We start from the raw sequence: 22,809 nt of genomic DNA on the forward strand, positions 1-22,809 counted from the left end.
GTGTCGGCCTGCTGGCCTCGCAAGTAATTTTCGCTCTGGAGCTGGCGCAATAATTGCCTGGCTGATTCTTCGATGAATTGATGGTTAGCGAATCTGGACGTTCCTTTGGATATATCGACAGTCCTGACCTTGCCCGCCCATTCATATAAATCGCCGAAAAGCCGTTCATGTATTTGCTTCAAATGACTAAAGTCAAAGTTACCTTTGACCGGATGCGCCTTCAAGGCTGCCGAAGCAAACAGATAGCTGTTGGATTCGGCCATGTCCAGTATCGCGGCGTCTTTAATGCCCTCTTTGTTGATTAGAACATCTGTACCCGGATAGACATATGAATCTGGGCTGCTGCTATACTTTGCCATTCCTGATCCGGTCAAACACGTTCTGCTTTGCCTGTTCAATAGTCAACTTGCCCTGCATGACAAGCTCCAGGTCAGCCAGCGCTTGCGCATCTGGGATAAACCCTTCCAGGGCCAGCGAGCCAATCTCGGATTTCATTTCCTGCCGGAACTCTTCTGACTGCACGTCCATTAAAGACCCTTAAATATTGAAATAACAACCCTAACATTATAACAAAAATACGTTATTTATCATATATTTAAATGAATTTAAAGAGAATTTAATGCAACTGCATGCGCCAGCGTGTCGCGTCGCTTTTCCGTGACCCTGGCTCGGCTGCCGGCGCACCAACATGTGCCAAGGCAGTGGTGTCCGCTACGCGTTCAGTGATGCTAGAATCCGTGCGCACACTTACTCACTGATTCTTCTCTCAATGTACTTATCTACCTTTATTTTCTCAAAGAAACAGTTTGACCACGAGTTCCACAGCCTGGACAAAATCATTGCTGAAATCGCACGGAATATAGATGGCTATTTAGGCTGCGCGACTACACGCGTTCCAGCGGCAGATAGGGAGGCGCGGGCAGTTGAACATGAATCGGGTCTCCTGCGCGAACCGTTCCTCCAGTTATTACAATCGTCATAATACCGGCTTTGCGAATGAGCTCACCATTGGGCTGACGGAGCAACACCGCCTTGAGCAGGCCCGTCTGGAACCGATCTATTTGCACGCAAGGATTGCGAAGGCCGGTTACCTGTAAAAGCGCATCGTCTCCAATCCTGAGCAAGGTATCCCTGGGTAACGACAGCAGATCAACGCCTTCAGTGGTGATGTTTTCGCCCAGGTCAGCGGGCCCCACATTAAAGCCTTTGCTTTTGAGCTCATCAAAGAGTTCGGCATGCATAAGATGAACCTGTCGCAAGTTTGGCTGCGTCGGATCTGCAGCGACCCTTGACTGATGCTTGACGGTTACGCCCGAATGCGCATCGCCCTGGATGCCCAGGCCAGCCACAATGCCTATTTGTGATGTGGGTGCTTTGGAAAAGCGGTGTTTATCGTCTTTGGATACGGACAGCACGCGCCCGCAAGTTGGAATGGTCATTTAACATTTCCTCAATGTTTCTTTTATTGTATTGCGCGGGTATTTCAACCCTGTGTACAGCACCACTTGCGCGGACAACAACCGGGACAATCCCTGAACCGTCAACACTGCGCCGCAACTATCTGTCCCATTGTCGCGGATTTGTATTACTATATCGGGAATGGTTTTTCATAGTCAGGGGAAATGAGATGAAAGTGCTGATCACGTATGACCGCCGTCTGCTGGGTACCCGATTTACCAAATTAAAACATCTCATCGATGAACATTTCCCTAGCCGCTGGCATTGCTACGATTCGAGCTATATCGTGGCGACCAATCTGGGAGTCACGCAGGTACGCGAGCTTTTGCTGCCTGCCCTTGATACTAACGACAGTCTCCTGGTGATCGAACTGGGAAATAAATGGGCTGGCATCGGTCTTTCGGAAAAAAACCGCAGCTGGCTTGATCTGGACTGAACCCACTCCTCTTGCTGCATCCACATCCGGCGTGTTGTCACATCCGGATAGCAATATCATTAGCGCTCTTCTTCCGCAACCTGTATCTTGCCAGTTCAGGCATGCCTGTGGCTTACCGGCTGAGCATCGTCGGGGACGCCAACAGCAGGCGTCAGGCCTTGAAGGCAAGCGCCGCCGCGCGCAAAAGCCCTTTGCCTGCCCGGGAAGATCGCAGGCAAAGGCTGTCTTCATTATAGAAACAGACCTATGTGGGTCGCATCCCACCCACAACCGGCCGACAGCCCCGTTTGGACCATGCCCTCTGGCCACAGCCCGGCCAACACCGGGATGGCGCCGCTGCGTCGCTAGCGCAGCGCCAGCTGCAATTTTTCCAGAAATTTGTCGGCCTTCTGGAAACCGACCACGCGGTTATCCTGCATTTCCTGACCGTTGCGATCAAAGAAAATAATGCCCGGTGGGCCGAACAGGCGAAAGCGCTTGAGCAGTTCGCGATCCTGTTCATTGTTGCCGGTTACATCGGCCTGCAATACAAGCATGGTGCTCATGGCAGTAGCCACGCGGCTGTCTGAAAAGGTAAATTTTTCCATTTCGTGGCAGGAAATGCACCAATCTGCGTAGAAGTCCAGCATGACCGGTTTGCCGGCCGCCGCAATGCGCGCTTCGAGCTCTGCCAGTGACCGCACCCTTTCGAACTGCACTTTGGCAACGCTGGTTTGCGCGGCGCCGTTTACCTGCACAATCCCTTTGAGGGGAGAGAGCGGATCCCGGCTACCGGTTGCCAGGCCAACCAGCAACAGCAATGCCCACGTGGCGGCCAGCAGGCCAAGCGCACGCAATATGAGTCGCAACGGACCGGCACTGGCGACAGGGCCGGTATCACCGCGGAAGGCGCCCAGCAGCACTGCCAGACACATACTCAGAAATGCCCAGCCCAGCATTTGTGCCCACAGGGGCAAAACAGGCATCAGCATCCACAGCGCCGTTGCCAGCAGCAGCAGGCCGCAGAAATACTTGATTGCTTCCATCCACGGGCCCGCCTTGGGCATGAGCGCACCGGAAGTGGCGCCAAGGATCAGCAAGGAGAAGCCCTGCCCCCAGGCCAGTACAAACAGCGCCAGGCCACCCAGCACCAGGTTGCCGGTCTGGGAAATGAACAGCAGAATACCGGCCAGTGGAGCGGCAACGCAGGGACCACAAATAAGTGCCGACAGCATGCCCATGCCGAAAGCGCCGCCATAGCGCCCACCAGGCATCCGCGACACTTTGCTGTTCAGTGAGGTTTGCAACGATACCGGCACTTGTATGGTAAAAGCGCCAAACATGCCAATGGCAAGGATTATGAGCACCACCGCGAACGCCGAGAGCACCCAGGGGTTCTGAATCCAGGCTGCCAGCACCGAACCGACAGAGGCGGCCGCAATGCCCAGCAAGGTGTACACAATGGCCGTGCCCAGCACATACATGAGCGTGAGCGCAAAGCCGCGCCCTTTGGACGGGACACCTCCGCGCGCCTTCTGGTCGCCCACAATAACCGACAGCAAGATAGGCAGCATGGGCAGGACGCAGGGCGTAAACGAGAGCACCACGCCCAGCGCAAAGCAGATCAGCAGCACGCGCGCGAGGCCCGCCTCTGACAGCCATCGGGCAATAGTGGTATCGCCGGCATCAAACAGCGAGGCGTTACCGGTCTGGGCAGAAGCGGCAGAGGAAGATGACTGCCCTTGCGCCGCGCCAGATGCGCTATTTTCTGCAAGTGGCGTGCTGACTGCGCCAGCTGGCGCAGCACCTTTTTTGACGCCTGGCGTGCCACCAGTAATGCTCATGCCGCCACCGGGTGCCGGCTCCAGGGCGATGTCATAGGTGATGGGGGGATAACACAGACCGGCATCGGCGCACCCCTGTCCCACCACCTGCACTGTGAACGGCGTTGTCTGCTTGAGCAGTGGCAGACGGATACTTACCTGGTTATGATAGACCTCCATGTTTTTGTCGAAGGTCGGGTCGTACTTTACCTCCCCCTTGGGAAGCACCGGTGTGCCCAGCTGGGCCGCAGCCTGGGATTTGTCCGCATCGTCTTTAATATGAAATTCGAACCGCTCGCGATACATGTAGTATTTGGGTGCGATGCGATAGTCTATGCGCAACTCTGACGGCGTCTGCATTTGCGCAGAAAAGGCAAAAGCCTGTTCCGGATCCAGAAACTCTTCTTCCGCATGAACAACAGGGGCTGCCAGCAGCAACAGCATGGCCATGAGCCCCAACAGCCACATAATGCGGCCCTTCAAATCCGACGACGTGAACACGCGACCTCTCTATACCGATGTTTGTGCCCGCACCCAGTCCAGATACGGCACATGCCCGCCAATGACGGGCAGAATGATAATTTCAGGAACGTCGTAGGGGTGCAACTGCACAATTCGCTCCTGGCAGCGCAGGCTGGCCCGGCTGGAGGTCTTGATGGTAAGGGTGATTTCCTCGGTCCCTTCGACGTTCTCTTCCCACAAATAAATAGACAGACCGGCAGGACTTAAGTTCACACAGGCAGCCAGATGTTCTTCTACCAGTAGATGCGCGATGCGTTTTGCCAGCAGCGTATCGGGGACGGTGGTGTACATGACCACGCAGTCAGTTGTCATTGGAAACACTCCTGAGTAGGTGAAATTACTCCAGTTCCATCCCCTTGCGTTCAGGAATCAGGAACAGGGTCGCGATAATGTCCAGTATATACAGGGACGCCAGTAACGCCAGGGCCACTTCAAAGGAATACGCTGCCGCCAACGCGCCGACCACCACCGGTCCGAATCCGCCGATGGCCCGGCCGATATTGAACAGCACATTTTGCGCGGTGGCTCTGGCTGCCCGGGGATACAGCTCGGAAATCAGCGCCCCGTACCCGCCAATCATACCATTGACGAAAACGCCCATCAGCGCTCCGCCCCACAACAGCGCGGTCGGGGTTGTGAGTTGGGAATAGACGTAAACCATGACGACGGCGCCCACCTGGTAGAGCAGAAAACTGGGGCGACGGCCGATGCGGTCTGCCAGTTGCCCGAACAACCAGATGCCCAGGCTCATTCCCAGTACGGTCATGGCCGTCCAGCTGGCAGATTTGGTAAGGGAGTAGCCAAACTGCGTGGACAGGTACGAAGGCATCCAGATCATCAGCCCGTAATAACCGAAGTTTTGCACTGAACACAGGATAATCACCCCGATGCTGCGCCTTACAGTTTCCACATCGGCCACCAGCAGTCGTAGTGGCGCAAACGTAAACGACCGTGCAACCGGGGCAGATTTGACGAAGTGTTCGGGCTCACCGATGTAGGAGCGCACAAAAAACGAAACAATGGCCGGCAACACACCCACGGCGAACATGCCGCGCCAACCGATAATGGGCAGCAATAGCGGCGTGAGCAGCGCTGCCGCCAGGACGCCGGCCTGCCAGCCCAGACCGACATATGAAGAGACGCGAGCACGCTGCGAAGGGCGACAGGCTTCGGTGGCCAGCGCCATGCCAATGCCAAATTCACCTCCCAGCCCCAGCCCGGCGATGGTGCGGTACACCAGCAGATCCCAATAGCCCTGCGCCAGGGCGCACATTCCCGTGAAGATCGCAAACAGGAGGATCGTCCAGGTCAGGACCCGGACCCGGCCATAGATATCGCTAAGCAGGCCAAAACCGACGCCACCGATCACCGCGCCCACCAGGGTCCAGGTCACCAGCGAGCCGGCTTCGGTGCTGGTCAGACCCAGGCCCGCACTGACGGCCGATAATATAAAGCCCAGGATCAACAGATCGAATCCGTCCAGGGCATAGCCAATTGATGAAGCCCAGATGGCTTTTCTTGCATTTTTTTGGTAGTCACGTTCTGCGGGCGCAGCAAGACCTGACACAGACGAAGCACGCATTGTTCGTTCCTGTTGGGGGAAAAGAAGGGGGGAATTTTTGCAGGCCTTATTGTAGCGCGAGCGCGAGTGTCATGAATCTGAAAGAATAAGTTAGGCGCAAAAGAACGGTAAATTTAATAAACCAGGCGCTTTGGCACCGTACGAGTTATCAAATCGTCGTTTCTCGGCACATGATGATTGCAGCGATTACGCTGAAGTCGATTGCGCCGCTTTTGCGCAAATTGCGTCTATCGCGTAAGATCGTGTTCGATCAGCATTCTGACATACCGGGTATACGGAATGCCTTTGTTTTTAGCCTTCACTTTAATCGCATCCAGCAGGCTTTGCGGCAACCGCAGATTCAGTGCCGCGGTCTTATTTTGCACTTCGAAGCTCATGGGCCTGAAGCCGGATAGATCATATGTCGACAGATCGGCCGTGTCGACAAACGCTTGTGCCTGCTTATCGCTCTTGAGCGACGGCATAGGCTTAAGTTTTTCGGTGTTGTTGCTCATAGAAAGTGATCTCCTTCTGATGCATATAGCGAGCACTGATAGGCCGAATCAAATGGCGACCATTGACGACTCTGATCATAAAAACCAGGAATACGTAACGCCCCGATTTCGTTTTACCAATGGCGCGCATCCTTGGCTCGGCAGGGTGAGGATCGGCCATGACCATTGGAAGGCCATCAAATATTTCCTCAACCTCTATCCTGGACAGGCCATGCTTCGCACATTTAGGCCAATTGCCCGCATCCCAATCGAAACCTGTAACGGATAGTCTCTTGCCCATAGTATATACAAATGTAAATACATTTGTATAGCAATACAAAAATTCAATTAATCAAATCAGAATAGCAAACCTCAGCAATCAAGGGACAGGAGTGTGATCAATTGCTCCAACCGTACAATAGTGCTTACAGGTTGCCTTTACAGCACGGGCTTACAGTGGACACAACGCAAAAAAGGCACCTGCCAAAACAGATGCCTTTTTGCTACCGGTGATGTGATACCCCCGGCAAAGAAATACTGCGACGCCCGCCGGTGCATGCACACCGGCTGTCGACTATCGGGTGTCAGCCTTACTCGGCGTCAACCACTTCGTCGGCAACTTCAGGACGGTCAACCAGTTCCATGAATGCCATTGGTGCGTTGTCGCCCTGACGGAAGCCCATTTTCAGAACGCGGGTGTAACCACCGTTACGCTCTTTATAGCGAGGACCGATTTCGGCAAACAGTTTAACGACAGCATCGCGGTCGCGCAGACGGGCAAATGCCAGGCGTTTGTTAGCCAGGGTCGGCTCTTTGGCCATGGTGATAAGGGGCTCGATGACACGGCGCAGCTCTTTGGCTTTTGGCAATGTTGTTTTGATCGCTTCGTGCTGAATCAGAGATACAGACATGTTGCGGAACATCGCCAAGCGATGGCTGCTGGTACGGTTCAGCTTACGTAGACCACTACGGTGACGCATAATAATTTCCTTTGAATCTAGGTTAAAGACAGCTTATGCCATCTGTTTGACCGGTTCTTCTATCCTGCTATGACGGCTGTCATAACTGGCGGTCCGGTTGGTATAGGAACAGAATCGGGAGACCATATATGCAATATGATATACCCGAAACCATCCTGTTCTTTTGGCCCCTTGCGGGAATCAGCAATTTTACAGCAAATATGAGCCAGAGCTCATGCTGGCGGCAGGTTTGATGCCTGCAGCCAACAGTATTGAACCTTAAGGACGCTCAAGACCCAGTGGCGGCCAGCTTTCCAGCTTCATGCCCAGGGTCAGGCCACGTGCAGCCAGTACTTCCTTGATTTCATTCAAGGATTTACGGCCCAGGTTAGGTGTTTTGAGCAGCTCATTTTCAGTACGCTGGATCAAATCACCAATGTAATAGATATTTTCTGCTTTGAGGCAGTTGGCCGAGCGAACGGTCAGTTCGAGATCGTCAACAGGACGCAGCAGGACCGGATCAATTTGCGGTACGCCGCGAACCGGTGTTTCGAAGGTATCGCTGGCGCCTTCCAGGGCAGCAAATACGGAAATCTGATCCATCAGGATACGGGCAGACTGACGTACGGCTTCTTCAGGAGAAATCACGCCGTTTGTTTCGATATCCAGAATCAGCTTGTCCAGGTCGGTACGCTGTTCAACACGGGCGCTTTCGACAGCATAGCTGACGCGGCGAACGGGGCTGAAAGAGGCGTCCATCTGAATGCGGCCGATGGTGTGCGAACGCTCGTCGGTGAGTGCGCGCATATTGCCGGCCACATAACCACGACCCTGCTCGATCTTGATTTGCATCTCGAGCTTGCCGTTGTCTGTCAGCGTCGCAATCACGTGATTCGGATTGATAATTTCCACGTCGTGAGGCAGATCGATATCGCTGGCCAGTACCGGGCCGGAGCCTGATTTGCGCAGCGTAACGGTCACTTCTTCACGATTGTTCAGCTTGAATACAATGCCCTTCAGGTTCAGAACGATGTCAACGACATCTTCACGCACGCCTGTCAGCGTAGAGTACTCATGAACCACACCTGTGATTTGCACTTCAGTAGGCGCAAAACCTGTCATTGAAGACAGCAGAATGCGACGCAGCGCATTGCCCAGCGTGTGGCCATAACCACGTTCAAACGGTTCCATAACCACTTTGGCGTGGTTTTCGGTAACCGGTGTGACTTCAATGGAACGGGGTTTCAAAAAACCTTGAGACATAACTCTGTGTCCTTTTCAATACCCTCGGCTCGTTACACCGATAAGGCTGATGGATAAGATAAATACAACCAGGATAAAATCTGACATTGCAAAAAACAGGAAACCGTATTGGTTCCCTGTTTTTTTTGATGCATTAACGTGAGTACAGCTCGACGACCATGGATTCGTTGATATCACGAGCGACATCAGCGCGATCCGGCGCCTGTTTGAACGTACCAGTCAGTTTGGTAGTGTCCACTTCAACCCACTGTGGCAGACCGTTGCCGGATGCCAGATCCATAGACTCTTTGATACGAGCCTGTGTTTTGGATTTTTCACGAACAGAAACAACATCACCGCTGCTGACCAGCATTGATGGAATGTCTGCCTTGTGACCGTTCAACTCGATTGCACCATGGGCAACCAGTTGACGAGCTTCTGCACGTGTTGAACCGTAACCCATACGGTATACAACGTTATCCAGACGTGATTCGAGCAACTGAATCAGGGTCTCGCCAGTGTTGCCACGGCGACGCTCAGCTTCAGCGAAGTATTTACGGAATTGCTTTTCGAGCACACCGTACATACGTTTCAGTTTTTGCTTTTCACGCAGTTGCAGGCCGTAGTCGGACGTACGGGCACCAGAGGTGCGGCCGTGCTGACCGGGTTTGGAGTCAAGCTTGCATTTGGAGTCGAGTGAACGACGTGCGCTCTTCAGGAACAGATCAATGCCTTCGCGACGCGAAAGTTTGCATTTTGGTCCAGTATATCGTGCCATTATTTTCCCTTGCTAAATTAAATACGACGGCGTTTAGGAGGGCGGCAACCGTTATGCGGGACTGGCGTGATGTCTGAAATACTGGAAATTTTGATACCCAGTGCATTCAATGCACGCACTGAAGACTCACGACCAGGACCAGGGCCCTTGATACGTACTTCCAGTGTTTTGATACCATATTCCAATGCTACACGGCCCGCTGACTCGGCTGCAACCTGCGCTGCAAAAGGCGTCGATTTACGTGAGCCTTTAAAGCCCGCGCCACCCGACGTCGCCCATGACAAGGCATTGCCTTGACGGTCAGTAATTGTGATGATTGTATTGTTGAAAGATGCATGAACGTGTGCAATACCGTCCGATACAACCTTTCTGATTTTTTTGCGTGCGCGTGCAGCGCCGCCAGAAGCTTTCGCCATAATCTACCCCGATTATTTCTTCAGTGATTGTGCTGAACGACGTGGGCCCTTGCGTGTACGTGCGTTTGTACGTGTGCGCTGACCGCGAACGGGCAGACCACGTTTATGACGCAGACCACGGTAGGTACCCAGGTCAATCAGACGTTTAATCGAAAGTTGTACTTCACGACGCAAATCACCCTCGACTGTGAACAGACCAATCTGTTCACGGATTTTCTCGAGTTCTGCATCTGTCAGATCTTTCACTTTCTTGTCAAAGGCCACACCGGCTGATTCGCAGATTTTGCGAGAGCGAGTGCGTCCAATGCCAAAAATAGCGGTCAGACCGATTTCAGCATGCTGATGCGGCGGAATGTTAATGCCAGCTATACGGGCCATGTCTGTTCCTCGTTAAATCGATGCGCCAGGATTAACCCTGACGCTGCTTGTGACGTGGATCTGTACAAATTACTCGTACAACTCCGTGTCGTTTAATGATCTTGCAATGACGGCAGATCTTTTTTACCGATGCCATTACCTTCATGGTTGACTCCTAGTTTTGTTTCCGCTTATTTAGAGCGGAAGACGATTCTTGCACGTGAAAGGTCATAGGGCGTGAGTTCCACGGTTACCTTGTCACCCGGAAGAATCCGAATATAGTGCATTCGCATCTTGCCGGAAATGTGGCCAAGAACCACATGTCCGTTTTCGAGCTTTACACGAAATGTTGCGTTCGGGAGGTTCTCGACAACCTCACCCTGCATTTGTATGACGTCATCCTTGGCCATGATCTATCTCATAGGTAAGCTCGAACCCTTAAAACTTGTCTTCTTGAGCAGCGAATCATACTGGTGGGACATCATATAGGCCTGTACCTGCGCCATGAAGTCCATTGTTACCACCACGATAATCAACAGCGAAGTGCCGCCAAAATAAAACGGTACATTCTGCCACTGCATCCGGAGAAACTCGGGAACCAGACACACCAGAGTGATGTAAATGGCACCGACCAGTGTCAGGCGCATCAAAATTTTGTCGATGTATTTTGATGTCTGCAGTCCCGGACGGATACCCGGAACAAATGCGCCGCTCTTCTTCAGATTGTCTGCTGTTTCCCGGCTGTTGAATACCAGCGCGGTATAGAAAAAGCAGAAGAACACAATCAAGGCAGTGAATACTGTCACATACAGGGGCTGACCAGGCTGCAACGCAGCTGCCGTGTCGCTTAACCAGCGCATGTTACTTGATTGCGAAAACCAACTGGCAATGGTCGCCGGAAACAGGATGATGGACGAAGCGAAGATGGGAGGAATCACACCTGCCATATTCAGCTTCAGGGGCAGATGCGAGCTCTGACCACCATAAACCTTGTTACCGACCTGGCGTTTGGCGTAGTTCACCGTAATACGGCGCTGACCACGCTCAACAAACACCACCAGTGCTGTGATCGCTACCACCAGTACCAGAATAAACAGTGCAGACACCGTTCCGATCTGATTCTGACTGACCAGCTCAAACATGCTCGCCAAAGCGGTTGGCAGACCGGCCACAATACCTGCAAAAATCAGGATTGAAATACCGTTACCAAGACCGCGCTCGGTAATTTGCTCTCCAAGCCACATCACGAACATGGTTCCGGTTACCAGGGTGACCACTGTCGTAAAGACAAACATGGCCCCCGGTGAATTGACCAGATCCGGCTGAGCCTGCAGCGTGGCGGCAATACCAAAGGATTGCGCCAGCGCGAGCAACACCGTGCCGTAGCGTGTGTACTGGGTAATCTTGCGGCGGCCAGCCTCCCCTTCTTTCTTGATTGCTTCAAGAGAAGGTACTACGGAACTGACCAGCTGCATGATGATCGATGCCGAAATATACGGCATGATACCCAGAGCAAATACTGAGAAGCGCGACAGGGCGCCACCCGAGAACATGTTAAAGAGGCCCAGAATCCCGCCAGATTGCGAATTGAACAGCTGGCGCATGGCATCGGGATTAATACCCGGCACCGGAATATGCGTACCCAGCCGATACACGATCAGCGCGAGAATCAGGAACACAAGACGCTGCCTGAGGTCGCCGTATTTTTTACCGCTACCTGCTTTTCCTGCTGCCTGTGCTTTAGCCACTTTGACCCCTTTTACTCAGCGAGTGAACCACCAGCGGCTTCGATCGCTGCGCGGGCACCGGCTGTTGCTGTCAGCCCTTTGAGGGATACTTTACGGGAAAGGTCACCTGATTTGATGACTTTCACATAACGTACTTGCTGACCAATAATACCTTGCTGCTTGAGCACCTGAACGTCGACTTCGTCGCCAGTCAGCTTCTGCAGATCAGACAAACGTACTTGTGAGTACAGGTGCTGACCCAGAGGCGTAAAACCGCGTTTTGGCAAACGACGTTGCAGGGGCATCTGACCACCCTCGAAGCCGACTTTATGAAAGCCGCCTGAGCGTGATTTCTGACCTTTGTGTCCACGACCGGCTGTTTTACCCAAGCCTGAACCAATGCCGCGACCTACGCGACGTTTGGCGTGCTTGCTGCCTTCAGCGGGGGACAATGAGTTGAGTTGCATTTCGGACATCTCTATTCCTTTACGATAGGCTTCAGGCTTCCGAAACGGACACGAGATAATCGACTGTGCGAATCATCCCACGAACTTCCGGTGTATCCACCAGCACGCGGCTGCTGTTTACTTTACCCAAACCCAAACCGCGCACTGTATCGCGGTGACTTTGTTTGGTGCCGATAACGGACCGAACAAGCGTGACTTTAATTTGCTTCTTCTGTGCCATCATTTACCCCAGAATCTCTTCGACCGATTTGCCGCGCTTGGCTGCCACCTCGGAAGGTGTCAGGCAGGCGTTCAGACCGTTCAATGTTGCGCGTACCAGGTTGTACGGGTTGCTGGAGCCCAGGCTCTTGGCAACCACGTTGCGTACACCCATCACTTCGAAGATGGCGCGCATTGGACCGCCTGCGATCACTCCGGTACCTTCGGCAGCCGGTGAAATCAGAACGGTAGATGCGCCATGTTTACCCACGACGGTGTGATGCAGCGTGCCCTCTTTCAGCGCGACGCGAACCATGCCACGACGGGCCTGTTCCATTGCTTTCTGAACTGCGACGGGCACCTCGCGTGCTTTACCTTTACCCATACCGATGCGGCCATCGCCATCACCGACTACTGTCAGGGCTGCGAAGCTCATTGTGCGACCACCTTTAACTACCTTGGTCACACGATTGACCGCAATCATCTTCTCGCGAAAACCGTCATCGCGTTCTTGCTCAGGGGCGTTCTTGCCTTGTGCTTTTGCCATTTGACAATTCCTCGATTAGATCTTGAGGCCGGCTTCACGCGCGGCTTCGGCCAGCGCCTTGACGCGGCCATGGTAACGGAAACCGGCACGGTCGAATGCTACAGACTCGATACCCGCTGCCTTGGCTTTCTCAGCAACCCGTTTTCCAACAATGACGGCTGCCTCAACGTTGCCACCATTTTTCTTGCCTTCGGCCAGTTCCTTGCGGACTTCGGGCTCGAGCGTAGAAGCGGTTAACAACACCTTGTCGCCTTCCGGCGAAATAACGTTTGCGTAAATGTGAAGATTCGAACGGTGAACTGCCAGACGGTATGTACCGAGCTCTGCAATTTTCCGGCGAGTCGCCACTGCACGACGCAAACGGGATAATTTTTTGTCCATGATATATCCTTGCCTGCGCTATTATTTCTTCTTGGTTTCTTTGATGATGACGCGTTCGTCAGCATAACGAACACCTTTGCCTTTGTAGGGCTCTGGTGGACGATAGGCGCGGACTTTCGCGGCAACCTGGCCAACAGCCTGTTTGTCGAAGCTCTTCAGAACGATTTCGGTCTGAGTGGGGCATTCGGCTTTCACGGTGTTTGGCAGCGGGTGCACGATGTCATGCGAGAAACCAAGTTGAAGCTTGAGTGAATCTCCCTGAACCTGGGCACGGTAACCCACGCCAACCAGATTCAGACGACGTTCGAAACCCTTGCTGACGCCGGTAACCATATTGTTTACCAGGGCGCGCAGAGTGCCGGACATTTCTTTTGCATGGCGTGAATCATCAGCCACGGTAAAAGAGATTTTGCCGTCGTCCAGCTTGAGAGCGACTTCGCCGCCCAGTTGCTGGTTCAGTTCACCCAAAGGGCCTTTAACATGAATGTTGCTGTCCGTGATGCTAACTTCAACACCTTTAGGGACTTCAACAGGATATTTTGCTATACGTGACATATTCTTCTCCTTATGCCACGTAACACAGAACTTCGCCGCCCACGCCTTCATGACGGGCCTTGCGGTCTGTCATGACGCCACGCGAAGTGGAGACGATGGCTACACCCAGACCGTTCATCACCTGAGGGATGGCAGTACGGCCTTTGTAGATGCGCAGTCCAGGACGTGATACGCGGTCAATGCGTTCGATCACGGGACGTCCCGCGTAGTATTTCAGTGAAATTTCAAGCTCGGGCTTGGCTTTTTCACCTTTGATTTCAAAGCTCTCGATATAACCTTCGTCTTTCAGCACGGTGGCAATAGCCACTTTCAGCTTAGAGGAGGGCATCGATACCGAGACTTTCTCGACTTGCTGCGCGTTACGGATACGCGTCAGCATATCGGCGATTGGATCGCTCATGCTCATAATTTATTCTCCTACCAGCTAGCCTTGGTCATACCGGGCACTTCTCCGCGCATTGCCATCTCGCGCAGTTTGTGACGGGTCAAACCAAATTTGCTGAACACGCCACGTGGGCGTCCGGTGATTACGCAACGGTTACGCATACGAGTTGGGTTTGCATTACGCGGTAATTGCTGTAATTTCAAACGTGCGTCGTAGCGCTCTTCGTCGGATTTCGATGTGTCGTTAATGATCGCTGTCAGTGCTGCACGTTTGGCTGCGAATTTCTCAACCAGTTTGGCGCGTTTGATATCGCGATTGATGAGTGAAAGTTTTGCCACGTCATCGCCCCTTAGTTACGAAACGGGAAGCTGAAGGCTGTTAGCAGCGCTTTGGCTTCTTCGTCTGTCTTAGCTGTCGTTGTGATACTGATATTCAGGCCACGCAGTGCGTCGATTTTGTCGTATTCAATTTCAGGGAAAATGATTTGCTCTTTCACCCCGACGTTGTAGTTACCACGACCATCGAACGCGCGACCGGAGATACCACGGAAGTCGCGTACACGAGGCAATGCGATCGTAACCAGACGATCCAGAAACTCGTACATACGCTGACCGCGCAATGTCACCATGCAGCCGATAGGATAGTTTTCACGGATTTTAAAACCGGCAATCGCCTTTTTGGTTTTAGTAATCACAGGTTTCTGACCAGCAATTTTTGTCAGGTCTGAAACAGCGTGTTCGATCACTTTCTTGTCAGCAACGGCTTCAGAAACGCCCATGTTCAGTGTGATCTTGCTAATGCGAGGCACTTCCATGTCACTCTGGTAACCGAACTGTTTCTTCATTTCGCCAGCAATCTTGCTGTTGTATAAGTCTTGCAAACGAGCCATGATTACGCCCCTTTCGCTTTCGCGCCAACGACTTCGCCGTTAGAACGGTAAATACGGACGTTACGTCCATCCACTTCTTTGACGCCTACACGATCGCCCTTGCCAGTTGCAGGATTGAACAATGCCACGTTGGAAACGTGGATAGGCATTGTTTTGTCAATGATGCCGCCGGGATTGTTGCTCATCGGATTAGGTTTAGTGTGTTTCTTGACAACGTTCACGCCTTCGACCAGGACGTAATTAGCGTCAACACGGGCCAGTACGACACCGCGGCGCTTTTTATCACGACCGGTAAGGACGATAACCTCGTCACCTTTACGAATGTTTTCCATCTATCTGCCCCTTACAGCACTTCAGGTGCCAGTGACACGATTTTCATGAAGCGCTCGGTACGCAGTTCACGCGTAACAGGCCCGAAAATACGTGTACCGATAGGTTCAAGTTTGGCGTTCAGCAGTACTGCTGCGTTCCCACCAAAACGAATTAGCGAACCGTCTTTACGACGAACGCCCTTGGCGGTACGTACGACGACCGCATTATAGATTTCGCCTTTTTTGACGCGTCCGCGCGGAGCTGCATCCTTGACAGTCACTTTGATGATGTCACCGATGGCTGCGTAACGGCGCTTTGAGCCACCTAACACCTTGATGCACATAATACGGCGCGCACCGGTGTTATCAGCCACGTCTAGCGTGCTTTGCATTTGGATCATGATTATTCCTGTTCCAACTTAGTTACATACACTGCCGGTTTCCCGACAGCCCGTTTGCCATTTCTGGTATTTCGACCCACTTCGCTTTTGATTTACTCGTAATAAACACCAAGGTAAATCAGCACGTCAGGCAGGCCAGCAAGCACCAGATGCTATTCATATAACCAGTTTTGGTCCCGTCAGGCCGCGCCCGTTAGTTTTGCGTGCGCCACCCTGGGTTGAAATATGTTTAAATAGTTTCTCCGCCCATAAACGAACGAAGTCCTCTAATATATCCTATCCGAGTACCGGATGCAAGTGAAAAACACCTTAAAATGACCAATTACTACTTGAAAAACAACAACTTTTTTGGCAAACGCGTCTCGTAAGTACGGCCGAAATGAATGTGACAGGTTTAATCTGGGCATACAGCAAACGAGAACGTGCGCGCCGCCATTGGCGATGAACCGCCCGGCTGGCCGCCTTCCTCTATGGCGCCTTCTCTATTCTGCCTGCTGCGTGAACCCGCCTATGTGTCTGCGCTCAAGCGCCACCATCAATCAATCACAGTCAGATCACTGACGCCTTTCTATCTTCCAATTTATCGGCTCTATATATAGCAGGTTCCTATATAGCAGTTGCCGCGCAAGACCCGACCAACGCACAGACCTGGGTCTGTTTTATCAAAAAATAAGATACATTTGCGTACTTTGACAAGCCAAAAATTTCTCCTTAAGATTCTTTCACGAACCTTAAACCCGAGTTTTATCCCCTTGGAGCCAGCATGAAGCCTGCCGTTTCAACCCCTATATATGCACAAGTCTGCCTACCCCCCAGAACACCGTCCAGAATCCTGTTGGCTTTATTGAGCCTGACCGCTGCGGCCGCTCATGCCGCCGACGACGATCATCTGAAACTCGGCCTGGGCGCAGCCATTGCCCCGCGCTATGAAGGGGCCGATGAATATCGGCTGCAGCCCTTTCCCGTGGTGGACGCCCAGTACGGGCGTTTTTTCGCCCGCTCGGGCGATGGTCTGGGCTTAAATATCTGGCAGTCCCCGCAACTGACTATCGGAGCCGGCGTGAACATGATGGAGGGGTATAGCGAAAGCGACGTGCCCGAGGGCATCGGCAAGCTGTCCAATGCGCTGGGCGCACGTATTTTCGTATCGACGAATGTATGGGGTGCCATATTCACGGTATCGGCCACCCAGGCAATTACCAAAAGCGAGCGCGGACTCACTGCAAATGCGCGCGTCTCTTATCCGTATTCCGTATCGGAGCGCTTTAAAGTCATTCCCAGCCTGTCGGTCAACTGGGCCAACGCCAAGTACATGAACAGTTACTTCGGCATCAGTGCGCAACAGGCAGCCCGCTCCGGTTTGTCGGAATACCGGGCTTCGGCCGGATTCAAGGATGTTTCCCTGCGACTTGGCTTCAGTTATGACCTGACCAAGACATGGAGCATCACCGGCACCGCCGGTGTCAGCCAGCTCATGGGGGACGCGGCCGACAGCCCGCTGGTACGGCGCAAATCGCAAGCTGTGGGCGCCCTTGGCGTTGCCTATCGGTTCTAGCGACCAGGCACAATGCAGGCCAATGGTCTTGGGTTCAGGTTCAGGTTCAGGCGCGTCGCACCAGCGGAAGAAAAATTGAATCGACCCAGACAACGCGCAATTGTTCGGACGGCGCGGCCCGGTGCATCATGACATGATGACGCAGCAGGTCCCGGACAAGGGTCTTGACCGGCGGGATCAGCTTGTCCGGATCTATTTCGTTGCGCGCCACCGCACGGTCCAGGATCACGCTCAGATTATCCGTCTTGCCCGCACTCAGCGCCCGTCTGACCTCTTCCGGCGTGGCAAATGCCTTGCGAAACAGGTCGTTCGACAGCAAGGCATTGATTGTTGTGAAGATGGGTGCAAAGTTGCCAAGACGTTGCAGATACTCAAGCAGCTCTTCCCGCACATCGCCCCGATCGGGCACCTGCGGCGGATGCCTGGAGAGCTGGTATTTAATTGCCGCCAGCACCAGGGCGGCTTTACTGTTCCAGCGCCGCGCGAGCACCGAACGGCTGGTATGCGCAGCGCTGGCAACCATTTCCATGGTCAGCGAGGCGTACCCGTGTTCAATCAGCCTGTCCCAGGCCACCTCAATAATGGCCTGCTCAAGCCTGGCGCCTCGCCGCCGTGTTTTTACAGATTTCGCTATGGTCATATTTCCGGGGCACCGCTCAAAGTCGGGTTAGCATTTTGCTATTATTATTTAAGATATTATCACGTATCTTATTTTCGCATTTATAGAGCACTTTCAGGGGTATTTAATGGCGCACATAATTCGGCACATAATGAGGCACGTGATACCTTCCTGGGCCGGTGTACCGCTGCCTTCATATCCTGGCCAGCTCCTGGCGTGACGATAAACACTCACATTGCATCTGTAATATTGCATCCGTCATCGGCACGAGCGCACCGACACAACCGACTCGCCGCAAGGGGCAGCCGCATAAATCGCCTGGCCCTCAATGCGCGACTCCTGCGCTCCCCATGCTGCCGCCAACGCGCTGTTGGTTTACGCCCGGGGCATCGCCAGACGCAGCCGTTCGGCGCGCCGCCGCAGCCATTCCAGCGTCAGCAGCATGGCGACCGAAAACAGAATCAGCAATGTCGCTGCGGCAGCGATCGTTGGATTCAGGTTTTCGCGGATGCCGCTGAACATGACGCGCGGCAAGGTGTACTGGTCGGGCCCCGCAATGAACAGAGTCATGACCACTTCATCGAACGAGGTGCCAAAGGCGAACAGCGCCCCCGAGATCACGCCAGGCGCAATCAGCGGCAGCGTGACCCGACGAAACACATACAACGGCGGGGCGCCCAGGCTGGCCGCCGCCCTTCCCAGGTTGGTATCATAGCCCTCGAGCGTAGCCATCACGGTAATCAGCACAAAGGGCGTACCCAGCACCGCATGCATGACCACCAACAGGCCCAGATTATTGGCCAGGCCCATTGGCGCGAAAAACAGATAAGCAGCCACACCCAGGATAACAACCGGTACGACCATGGGAGAAATCAGCAGCGCCAGCAATAGCCCTTTACCGGGAAAACGCGCCCGATACAGCGCCAGCGCAGCAGCAGTTCCCAATACCGTGGCAATGACGGTCGCCAGCGGAGCGACGATCAGCGTATTTCTCAGGCCCAGCATCCACTCGGACGACTGGAAAAAATTCTCATACCAGCGCAGGGAAAAGCCATCGAGCGGATACACCAGAAAGGAACTGTCGTTGAAAGACAATGGGACAATGACCAGCACCGGCACAATCAGAAACAGCAACACCAGGATGGCCAGCAGCCAGTGCACCATGCGCCAGATGCGTTCGGCAGGCGTGCGAATGGTATTTTCCTGCGTCACTTAGGCCACCCCCAGTCGGGTCGAGCCGCTTAGCCGGCTGTAGACCGCATACAGTATCAATGTCGCCAGCAGCAACATGGCTGCCAATGCGCCGGCCAGGCCCCAGTTGATGGTGCCATTGGTATAGAAGGCAATAAAGTAGCTGATCATCTGATCCTTCGGACCGCCCAGCAGTGCGGGTGTAATGTAATAGCCGATAGCCGTAATGAAGACCAGCAGGCAGCCTGCGCCAATGCCTGGCAGGGTCTGGGGGAAATACACCGCCCAGAAACTGCGCAAGGGATGACAGCCCAGCGACACCGCCGCACGCATATAGGTGGGCGAAATACCTTTCATCACACTGTATAAAGGCAGGATCATGAATGGAAGCATGATATGCACCATGGCAATATAAACGCCCAGCCGGTTGAACACCAGTTGCATCGGGGCATCAATCAGCCCGATTTGCATCAGCAGGCCATTGATCAGCCCACCATTTTGCAATAGCACGATCCACGCTGCCGTGCGCACCAGCAGTGAGGTCCAGAATGGCAGCAATACCAGAATCATTAGTAGATTACTGATACGCGCCGGCAACCGCGCCAGCAGATAGGCCAGCGGATAAGCCAACACCAGCGCCACCAGGGTGACCACAGCCGCCATCCAGAAGGTGCGCAAATAAATGGTTTTGAAGATCCCCTGGTCCGGTGGTGCCGCCGCGATGCTGCCGTCGGGGGCCTGCCTGAGATCCAGGGCGGTCAGAAGATAGTATGGCGTTTGCGCGCGAGCATTGTTTTTTAATATGCCCCAGTAAGCCTGATCGGACCAGCGCGGGTCGATCTCTTCGAACGCTTTCTCGAAACTTGGCGGATCTATCTTGAAGGGTAGTCTGCGCGCTGTTTTGGCAATCAGCGTGCGAAACCCCGCCCGCTCGAAATTGAGCCGCTGCATTAGCGGCCCCATGGCCTGCTCGGCCCGCGCCCGGGCCAGATCGTCGGCCAGGGCACGGTACATATCCTCATTGACCGGCGTACCGGGTTCCCACTTGTGCAGCGTTTTGACGGTGGCCGGCAGAATCGTGACCACCTCGGGATTGGCCACGCTTTTTCCCAGAAAAGAAGCGATTGGCGCCACAAAGGTCAGCAGCAGAAACAGCAGCAGCGGCACAACCAGCCAGAGCGCCTTGCGTGGACCAGCCATTATTTGGCAACCCAGGCGTTATAACGCTGCTCCAGAGAAATACCGTTGTCGATCCAGAAGTTCACATCCAGTGCAATGGCGTTCTTTTCGTTGTCCGGCGCAGTCGGCATATCGGCCAGGTATTTCTTGTCGATCAGCTCGATTGCCTTTTTATTGACGGCGCCATAAGCGATATTTTCAGCATACACTTTCTGGGTTTCTGGCTTGCTGGCAAAGGCGATGAATTTCATTGTCTCCGCCTTGTTGGCGCTGCCTTTGGGAATCGCCCAATAGTCCAGGTCGTACACGCTGCCGTCCCAGACTACTTTCAGATTTTTACCTTCGCGGGCCGCCTGGGAGATCCTGCCATTATAGGCAGAGGTCATAACCACATCGCCGGACACCAGATACTGTGCGGGCTGCGCACCGGATTCCCACCACTGGATATTGGGCTTGAGTTGATCAAGCTTGGCAAAAGCACGGTCCACCCCTTCCGGCGTAGCCAGCACTTTGTACACTTCTTTGGGCGATACGCCATCGGCCATCAGGGCAATTTCAAGTGTGTACTTGGCGCCCTTGCGCAAGCCCCGCTTGCCGGGATATTTTTTCACGTCCCAGAAGTCGGCCCAGCTTTTGGGGGCATTGTCCTTGAATTTGTCGCCATCGTAGGAAAGCGCGACGGACCACACAAACATGCCCACGCCGCAATCCTTGTCGGTCGCCGCCTCGATAAAATCGGCCTTGTTGCCGATCACACCCCAGTCGATGGGTTCGAACAGGCCCTCTTCGCAGCCGCGCACCAGTTCAGGGCTTTCCACTTCCACCGCATCCCAGCTGACGCTGTTGGTATCTACCATGGCCTTGATCTTGGCCTGCTCGCCATTGTATTCAGCAGCCGTTATCTTGGTGCCCGTTGCCTTTTCATACGGCCCATAATAGGCTTTTTCCTGCGCGGTTTTATTATCCCCGCCAAAGGAGACCAGTGTCAGGCTATCGGCCGCATACACACCGCCCATGCCCGACCCCAGACAGGCCATGGCCGCCGTGAATAACACTGCAGCTTTGATTGTTTTCTTTTTCATTTGTCTCTCTCCACATAAAAGGTTGTTATACCGCTGCCGCCTTCTCGATGGGATCCAGAAGCCGCACAAACTCGTGATTCCAGCCCAGATCCACTGTATCGCCTACCGTTATTTTCTGCCGCACTTGAGACACCGGCTGTTTCACCACAAAATCAGGATCGTCGTTGATGACCAGTCGAACACGAACGTGATCTCCCAGATAAATGACTTCCTGAACCCTGCCCTGGCAGCGCACATCCGTGGAATTTTCCGCTGGATTGAGCGCGATTCGTTCGGGACGAATGGAGACCGACACGCGGTCACCCACCTTCATCCCCAATTGTTGTGTGCCCTGAATTTGCATCCCGCTGTCCAAATTGACTGTTGCCTGATGCACGCCTGCCTGCGTAATGGTGCCATGGGTACGGTTGTTCTCGCCGATGAAGCCGGCGACAAATGCGGTATCGGGTGTTTCGTATATATCCTGGGGTGAACCAATTTGCTGGACCATGCCGTCATGAAAGACGGCGACGCGATCCGACATGGTCAACGCCTCGTCCTGATCGTGCGTCACATATACGACCGTGATGCCCAATTCGCCGTGCAGGCGTTTGATTTCCAGTTGCATATGTTCGCGCAACTGTTTGTCCAGCGCCCCCAGCGGTTCATCCATCAGCACCAGTTCTGGCTCAAAAACCAATGCCCGGGCCAGCGCCACGCGCTGCTGCTGCCCGCCCGATAACTGCGCGGGATACCGCTTTTCCATCCCATCCAGTTGCACCATGGCCAGGGCTGTTTTGACTTTCTGTTGCTGGGTGTCGACATCGAATTTGCGCACTTTGAGTGGAAAGGCCACATTTTCCTGAACCGTCATATGCGGAAACAGGGCGTAATTCTGGAAGACCATGCCAATGTTACGTTTGTGAGGCGGCAGGTTATCTATTTGCTCGCCGGCCAGTTCAATGGTGCCGGAGGTGGGCGCCTCGAAACCGGCCAGCATCATGAGCGTGGTGGTTTTACCCGATCCCGACGGCCCCAGCAGCGTCAGAAACTCCCCTTGCCGAATATCCAGGTTCAGGTGCCTGACGACCTGGTTTTTGCCATCGTAACTCTTGCGCACGCTTTTAAAACGCACCAGAGGATTCTTGTTATTCGCAGTTGCTGCAGACATAAGCCTTGCTTCTCCCAGTATCACTCATGCAGCGACAGGCCCCGCCTACGACGACCCCCGCCACCAACCGGCGCATATCATTGTATTGCACAGGGCAAACATATCTGAAATATTTCAAATGTGTTTGCCTGGCTGCGCACCTTCAAG

At 53.7% G+C, this 22,809-nt stretch carries 33 protein-coding genes; 2 read left to right on the forward strand and 31 right to left on the reverse strand.

The genetic code is table 11. The annotated features are described in order from the left end of the window. The 3 genes from ACTIKR_RS10035 to ACTIKR_RS10045 form a co-directional block, all read right to left on the reverse strand. Nucleotides 1–359 (reverse strand): Fic/DOC family protein (locus ACTIKR_RS10035; RefSeq protein WP_442327767.1); only part of this gene is annotated, 359 nt, incomplete at its 3' end. Further along, nucleotides 346–528 carry an antitoxin VbhA family protein gene (locus ACTIKR_RS10040; protein WP_442327768.1) on the reverse strand — a complete coding sequence of 61 codons (183 nt, stop codon included), beginning with the start codon at nt 526–528 and terminating at the stop codon, nt 346–348. The genes ACTIKR_RS10035 and ACTIKR_RS10040, both read right to left, overlap by 14 nt. Before the next feature lie 356 nt (nt 529–884). Further along, nucleotides 885–1,439 carry an MOSC domain-containing protein gene (locus ACTIKR_RS10045; RefSeq protein ID WP_442327769.1) on the reverse strand — a complete coding sequence of 185 codons (555 nt, stop codon included), beginning with the start codon at nt 1,437–1,439 and terminating at the stop codon, nt 885–887. Between the two features lie 188 nt (nt 1,440–1,627). Here ACTIKR_RS10045 and ACTIKR_RS10050 point away from each other — a divergent pair, with 188 nt between their 5' ends. Beyond that, complete coding sequence (locus tag ACTIKR_RS10050; RefSeq protein WP_193090040.1) at nt 1,628–1,894, forward strand: SinR family protein; 267 nt, start codon at nt 1,628–1,630, stop codon at nt 1,892–1,894. A 344-nt stretch (nt 1,895–2,238) separates the two neighbouring features. On the opposite strand, the gene dsbD is transcribed toward ACTIKR_RS10050, so the two are convergent. The 23 genes from dsbD to rplN form a co-directional block, all read right to left on the reverse strand. Then, nucleotides 2,239–4,197 (reverse strand): protein-disulfide reductase DsbD, encoded by a 1,959-nt coding sequence (dsbD, locus tag ACTIKR_RS10055; protein WP_370540255.1) that lies wholly within the window; start codon nt 4,195–4,197, stop codon nt 2,239–2,241. Nucleotides 4,198–4,206: 9 nt separating this feature from the next. Then, nucleotides 4,207–4,530, reverse strand: a complete 324-nt coding sequence (gene cutA, locus ACTIKR_RS10060; protein WP_128393175.1) for a divalent-cation tolerance protein CutA — start codon at nt 4,528–4,530, stop codon at nt 4,207–4,209. Between the two features lie 25 nt (nt 4,531–4,555). Next, on the reverse strand, nt 4,556–5,800 hold the full coding sequence (locus ACTIKR_RS10065; protein WP_442327770.1) for an MFS transporter: 1,245 nt from the start codon (nt 5,798–5,800) through the stop codon (nt 4,556–4,558). 227 nt (nt 5,801–6,027) lie between these two features. Further along, the gene (locus tag ACTIKR_RS10070) at nt 6,028–6,294 is read right to left on the reverse strand and encodes a CopG family antitoxin (protein ID WP_226817247.1); all 267 of its coding nucleotides are present in this window, start codon (nt 6,292–6,294) and stop codon (nt 6,028–6,030) included. Further along, nucleotides 6,269–6,574, reverse strand: coding sequence for a BrnT family toxin (locus ACTIKR_RS10075; RefSeq protein WP_193090038.1), 306 nt, complete (start codon nt 6,572–6,574; stop codon nt 6,269–6,271). Before ACTIKR_RS10075 ends, ACTIKR_RS10070 begins: the two co-directional genes overlap by 26 nt. A gap of 289 nt (nt 6,575–6,863) precedes the next feature. Next, on the reverse strand, nt 6,864–7,253 hold the full coding sequence (gene rplQ / locus ACTIKR_RS10080) for a 50S ribosomal protein L17 (protein WP_193090037.1): 390 nt from the start codon (nt 7,251–7,253) through the stop codon (nt 6,864–6,866). Between the two features lie 258 nt (nt 7,254–7,511). Then, nucleotides 7,512–8,495 carry a DNA-directed RNA polymerase subunit alpha gene (locus ACTIKR_RS10085; RefSeq protein ID WP_128393179.1) on the reverse strand — a complete coding sequence of 328 codons (984 nt, stop codon included), beginning with the start codon at nt 8,493–8,495 and terminating at the stop codon, nt 7,512–7,514. Nucleotides 8,496–8,628: 133 nt separating this feature from the next. Further along, nucleotides 8,629–9,252 carry a 30S ribosomal protein S4 gene (gene rpsD, locus ACTIKR_RS10090; protein WP_193090036.1) on the reverse strand — a complete coding sequence of 208 codons (624 nt, stop codon included), beginning with the start codon at nt 9,250–9,252 and terminating at the stop codon, nt 8,629–8,631. A gap of 17 nt (nt 9,253–9,269) precedes the next feature. After that, nucleotides 9,270–9,668 carry a 30S ribosomal protein S11 gene (gene rpsK / locus ACTIKR_RS10095; RefSeq protein ID WP_014752486.1) on the reverse strand — a complete coding sequence of 133 codons (399 nt, stop codon included), beginning with the start codon at nt 9,666–9,668 and terminating at the stop codon, nt 9,270–9,272. A gap of 12 nt (nt 9,669–9,680) precedes the next feature. Then, complete coding sequence (rpsM, locus tag ACTIKR_RS10100) at nt 9,681–10,046, reverse strand: 30S ribosomal protein S13 (RefSeq protein ID WP_100694088.1); 366 nt, start codon at nt 10,044–10,046, stop codon at nt 9,681–9,683. Nucleotides 10,047–10,077: 31 nt separating this feature from the next. Next, a complete protein-coding gene (rpmJ, locus tag ACTIKR_RS10105) occupies nt 10,078–10,191 on the reverse strand; it encodes a 50S ribosomal protein L36 (protein ID WP_024004065.1) in 114 nt (37 codons plus the stop codon). Nucleotides 10,192–10,216: 25 nt separating this feature from the next. Further along, nucleotides 10,217–10,435 (reverse strand): translation initiation factor IF-1, encoded by a 219-nt coding sequence (gene infA / locus ACTIKR_RS10110; RefSeq protein WP_014752489.1) that lies wholly within the window; start codon nt 10,433–10,435, stop codon nt 10,217–10,219. A gap of 3 nt (nt 10,436–10,438) precedes the next feature. Further along, nucleotides 10,439–11,773 (reverse strand): preprotein translocase subunit SecY, encoded by a 1,335-nt coding sequence (secY, locus tag ACTIKR_RS10115; protein WP_193090035.1) that lies wholly within the window; start codon nt 11,771–11,773, stop codon nt 10,439–10,441. Nucleotides 11,774–11,784: 11 nt separating this feature from the next. Beyond that, entirely contained in the window at nt 11,785–12,228 is a 444-nt protein-coding gene (gene rplO, locus ACTIKR_RS10120) for a 50S ribosomal protein L15 (protein ID WP_193090034.1), read from the reverse strand. A 22-nt stretch (nt 12,229–12,250) separates the two neighbouring features. After that, nucleotides 12,251–12,439 (reverse strand): 50S ribosomal protein L30, encoded by a 189-nt coding sequence (gene rpmD / locus ACTIKR_RS10125; protein WP_014752492.1) that lies wholly within the window; start codon nt 12,437–12,439, stop codon nt 12,251–12,253. 3 nt (nt 12,440–12,442) lie between these two features. Beyond that, nucleotides 12,443–12,964: a 30S ribosomal protein S5 gene (gene rpsE / locus ACTIKR_RS10130; RefSeq protein WP_193090033.1), complete on the reverse strand. Its 522-nt coding sequence runs from the start codon at nt 12,962–12,964 to the stop codon at nt 12,443–12,445. 15 nt (nt 12,965–12,979) lie between these two features. Next, entirely contained in the window at nt 12,980–13,345 is a 366-nt protein-coding gene (gene rplR / locus ACTIKR_RS10135; RefSeq protein WP_014752494.1) for a 50S ribosomal protein L18, read from the reverse strand. Between the two features lie 21 nt (nt 13,346–13,366). Continuing rightward, nucleotides 13,367–13,900, reverse strand: coding sequence for a 50S ribosomal protein L6 (gene rplF / locus ACTIKR_RS10140; protein WP_193090032.1), 534 nt, complete (start codon nt 13,898–13,900; stop codon nt 13,367–13,369). A gap of 10 nt (nt 13,901–13,910) precedes the next feature. After that, nucleotides 13,911–14,306, reverse strand: a complete 396-nt coding sequence (gene rpsH, locus ACTIKR_RS10145; RefSeq protein ID WP_193090031.1) for a 30S ribosomal protein S8 — start codon at nt 14,304–14,306, stop codon at nt 13,911–13,913. An 11-nt stretch (nt 14,307–14,317) separates the two neighbouring features. Next, the gene (rpsN, locus tag ACTIKR_RS10150; protein ID WP_014752496.1) at nt 14,318–14,623 is read right to left on the reverse strand and encodes a 30S ribosomal protein S14; all 306 of its coding nucleotides are present in this window, start codon (nt 14,621–14,623) and stop codon (nt 14,318–14,320) included. Nucleotides 14,624–14,634: 11 nt separating this feature from the next. Then, nucleotides 14,635–15,174: a 50S ribosomal protein L5 gene (gene rplE, locus ACTIKR_RS10155; protein ID WP_193090030.1), complete on the reverse strand. Its 540-nt coding sequence runs from the start codon at nt 15,172–15,174 to the stop codon at nt 14,635–14,637. A gap of 2 nt (nt 15,175–15,176) precedes the next feature. Continuing rightward, nucleotides 15,177–15,506 (reverse strand): 50S ribosomal protein L24, encoded by a 330-nt coding sequence (rplX, locus tag ACTIKR_RS10160; RefSeq protein WP_128393186.1) that lies wholly within the window; start codon nt 15,504–15,506, stop codon nt 15,177–15,179. Between the two features lie 11 nt (nt 15,507–15,517). Next, complete coding sequence (gene rplN / locus ACTIKR_RS10165; protein ID WP_014752499.1) at nt 15,518–15,886, reverse strand: 50S ribosomal protein L14; 369 nt, start codon at nt 15,884–15,886, stop codon at nt 15,518–15,520. Between the two features lie 835 nt (nt 15,887–16,721). Between rplN and ACTIKR_RS10170 the strand changes: the two genes are divergently transcribed. Next, nucleotides 16,722–17,441, forward strand: a complete 720-nt coding sequence (locus tag ACTIKR_RS10170; RefSeq protein ID WP_442327771.1) for a MipA/OmpV family protein — start codon at nt 16,722–16,724, stop codon at nt 17,439–17,441. 46 nt (nt 17,442–17,487) lie between these two features. Here the strand turns inward: ACTIKR_RS10170 and ACTIKR_RS10175 are convergent, their stop codons facing one another. From ACTIKR_RS10175 to ACTIKR_RS10195, 5 genes are all read right to left on the reverse strand, one after another. Then, the gene (locus ACTIKR_RS10175; protein ID WP_442327772.1) at nt 17,488–18,081 is read right to left on the reverse strand and encodes a TetR/AcrR family transcriptional regulator; all 594 of its coding nucleotides are present in this window, start codon (nt 18,079–18,081) and stop codon (nt 17,488–17,490) included. 354 nt (nt 18,082–18,435) lie between these two features. Then, a complete protein-coding gene (locus ACTIKR_RS10180) occupies nt 18,436–19,224 on the reverse strand; it encodes an ABC transporter permease (protein WP_442327777.1) in 789 nt (262 codons plus the stop codon). A 48-nt stretch (nt 19,225–19,272) separates the two neighbouring features. Next, nucleotides 19,273–20,451, reverse strand: a complete 1,179-nt coding sequence (locus ACTIKR_RS10185; protein ID WP_226817245.1) for an ABC transporter permease — start codon at nt 20,449–20,451, stop codon at nt 19,273–19,275. Further along, a complete protein-coding gene (locus ACTIKR_RS10190) occupies nt 20,451–21,512 on the reverse strand; it encodes an ABC transporter substrate-binding protein (protein ID WP_193090027.1) in 1,062 nt (353 codons plus the stop codon). The genes ACTIKR_RS10185 and ACTIKR_RS10190 overlap by 1 nt, the downstream gene beginning before the upstream one ends. A 25-nt stretch (nt 21,513–21,537) precedes the next feature. After that, nucleotides 21,538–22,662, reverse strand: a complete 1,125-nt coding sequence (locus tag ACTIKR_RS10195) for an ABC transporter ATP-binding protein (protein WP_442327773.1) — start codon at nt 22,660–22,662, stop codon at nt 21,538–21,540. Nucleotides 22,663–22,809: the final 147 nt, after the last annotated feature.

The organism is Advenella sp. (assembly GCF_052108595.1).
Taxonomy (GTDB): Bacteria; Pseudomonadota; Gammaproteobacteria; order Burkholderiales; family Burkholderiaceae_B; genus Advenella.

Coding starts and splice junctions, on each gene's coding strand:
- rplO (WP_193090034.1), bottom strand. CDS start 12,228: ATGTCCGAAATGCAACTCAACTCATTGTCCCCCGCTGAAGGCAGCAAG.
- rplQ (WP_193090037.1), bottom strand. CDS start 7,253: ATGCGTCACCGTAGTGGTCTACGTAAGCTGAACCGTACCAGCAGCCAT.
- rplE (WP_193090030.1), bottom strand. CDS start 15,174: ATGGCTCGTTTGCAAGACTTATACAACAGCAAGATTGCTGGCGAAATG.
- rpsH (WP_193090031.1), bottom strand. CDS start 14,306: ATGAGCATGAGCGATCCAATCGCCGATATGCTGACGCGTATCCGTAAC.
- rpmD (WP_014752492.1), bottom strand. CDS start 12,439: ATGGCACAGAAGAAGCAAATTAAAGTCACGCTTGTTCGGTCCGTTATC.
- ACTIKR_RS10070 (WP_226817247.1), bottom strand. CDS start 6,294: ATGAGCAACAACACCGAAAAACTTAAGCCTATGCCGTCGCTCAAGAGC.
- ACTIKR_RS10050 (WP_193090040.1), top strand. CDS start 1,628: ATGAAAGTGCTGATCACGTATGACCGCCGTCTGCTGGGTACCCGATTT.
- infA (WP_014752489.1), bottom strand. CDS start 10,435: ATGGCCAAGGATGACGTCATACAAATGCAGGGTGAGGTTGTCGAGAAC.
- rpsE (WP_193090033.1), bottom strand. CDS start 12,964: ATGGCAAAAGCACAAGGCAAGAACGCCCCTGAGCAAGAACGCGATGAC.
- cutA (WP_128393175.1), bottom strand. CDS start 4,530: ATGACAACTGACTGCGTGGTCATGTACACCACCGTCCCCGATACGCTG.
- rplF (WP_193090032.1), bottom strand. CDS start 13,900: ATGTCACGTATAGCAAAATATCCTGTTGAAGTCCCTAAAGGTGTTGAA.
- rplR (WP_014752494.1), bottom strand. CDS start 13,345: ATGGACAAAAAATTATCCCGTTTGCGTCGTGCAGTGGCGACTCGCCGG.
- rpmJ (WP_024004065.1), bottom strand. CDS start 10,191: ATGAAGGTAATGGCATCGGTAAAAAAGATCTGCCGTCATTGCAAGATC.
- ACTIKR_RS10085 (WP_128393179.1), bottom strand. CDS start 8,495: ATGTCTCAAGGTTTTTTGAAACCCCGTTCCATTGAAGTCACACCGGTT.
- ACTIKR_RS10065 (WP_442327770.1), bottom strand. CDS start 5,800: ATGCGTGCTTCGTCTGTGTCAGGTCTTGCTGCGCCCGCAGAACGTGAC.
- rplX (WP_128393186.1), bottom strand. CDS start 15,506: ATGGAAAACATTCGTAAAGGTGACGAGGTTATCGTCCTTACCGGTCGT.
- ACTIKR_RS10195 (WP_442327773.1), bottom strand. CDS start 22,662: ATGTCTGCAGCAACTGCGAATAACAAGAATCCTCTGGTGCGTTTTAAA.
- rpsD (WP_193090036.1), bottom strand. CDS start 9,252: ATGGCACGATATACTGGACCAAAATGCAAACTTTCGCGTCGCGAAGGC.
- ACTIKR_RS10190 (WP_193090027.1), bottom strand. CDS start 21,512: ATGAAAAAGAAAACAATCAAAGCTGCAGTGTTATTCACGGCGGCCATG.
- ACTIKR_RS10075 (WP_193090038.1), bottom strand. CDS start 6,574: ATGGGCAAGAGACTATCCGTTACAGGTTTCGATTGGGATGCGGGCAAT.
- ACTIKR_RS10185 (WP_226817245.1), bottom strand. CDS start 20,451: ATGGCTGGTCCACGCAAGGCGCTCTGGCTGGTTGTGCCGCTGCTGCTG.
- ACTIKR_RS10045 (WP_442327769.1), bottom strand. CDS start 1,439: ATGACCATTCCAACTTGCGGGCGCGTGCTGTCCGTATCCAAAGACGAT.
- rpsM (WP_100694088.1), bottom strand. CDS start 10,046: ATGGCCCGTATAGCTGGCATTAACATTCCGCCGCATCAGCATGCTGAA.
- ACTIKR_RS10180 (WP_442327777.1), bottom strand. CDS start 19,224: ATGGTGCACTGGCTGCTGGCCATCCTGGTGTTGCTGTTTCTGATTGTG.
- ACTIKR_RS10175 (WP_442327772.1), bottom strand. CDS start 18,081: ATGACCATAGCGAAATCTGTAAAAACACGGCGGCGAGGCGCCAGGCTT.
- ACTIKR_RS10040 (WP_442327768.1), bottom strand. CDS start 528: ATGGACGTGCAGTCAGAAGAGTTCCGGCAGGAAATGAAATCCGAGATT.
- rpsK (WP_014752486.1), bottom strand. CDS start 9,668: ATGGCGAAAGCTTCTGGCGGCGCTGCACGCGCACGCAAAAAAATCAGA.
- rplN (WP_014752499.1), bottom strand. CDS start 15,886: ATGATCCAAATGCAAAGCACGCTAGACGTGGCTGATAACACCGGTGCG.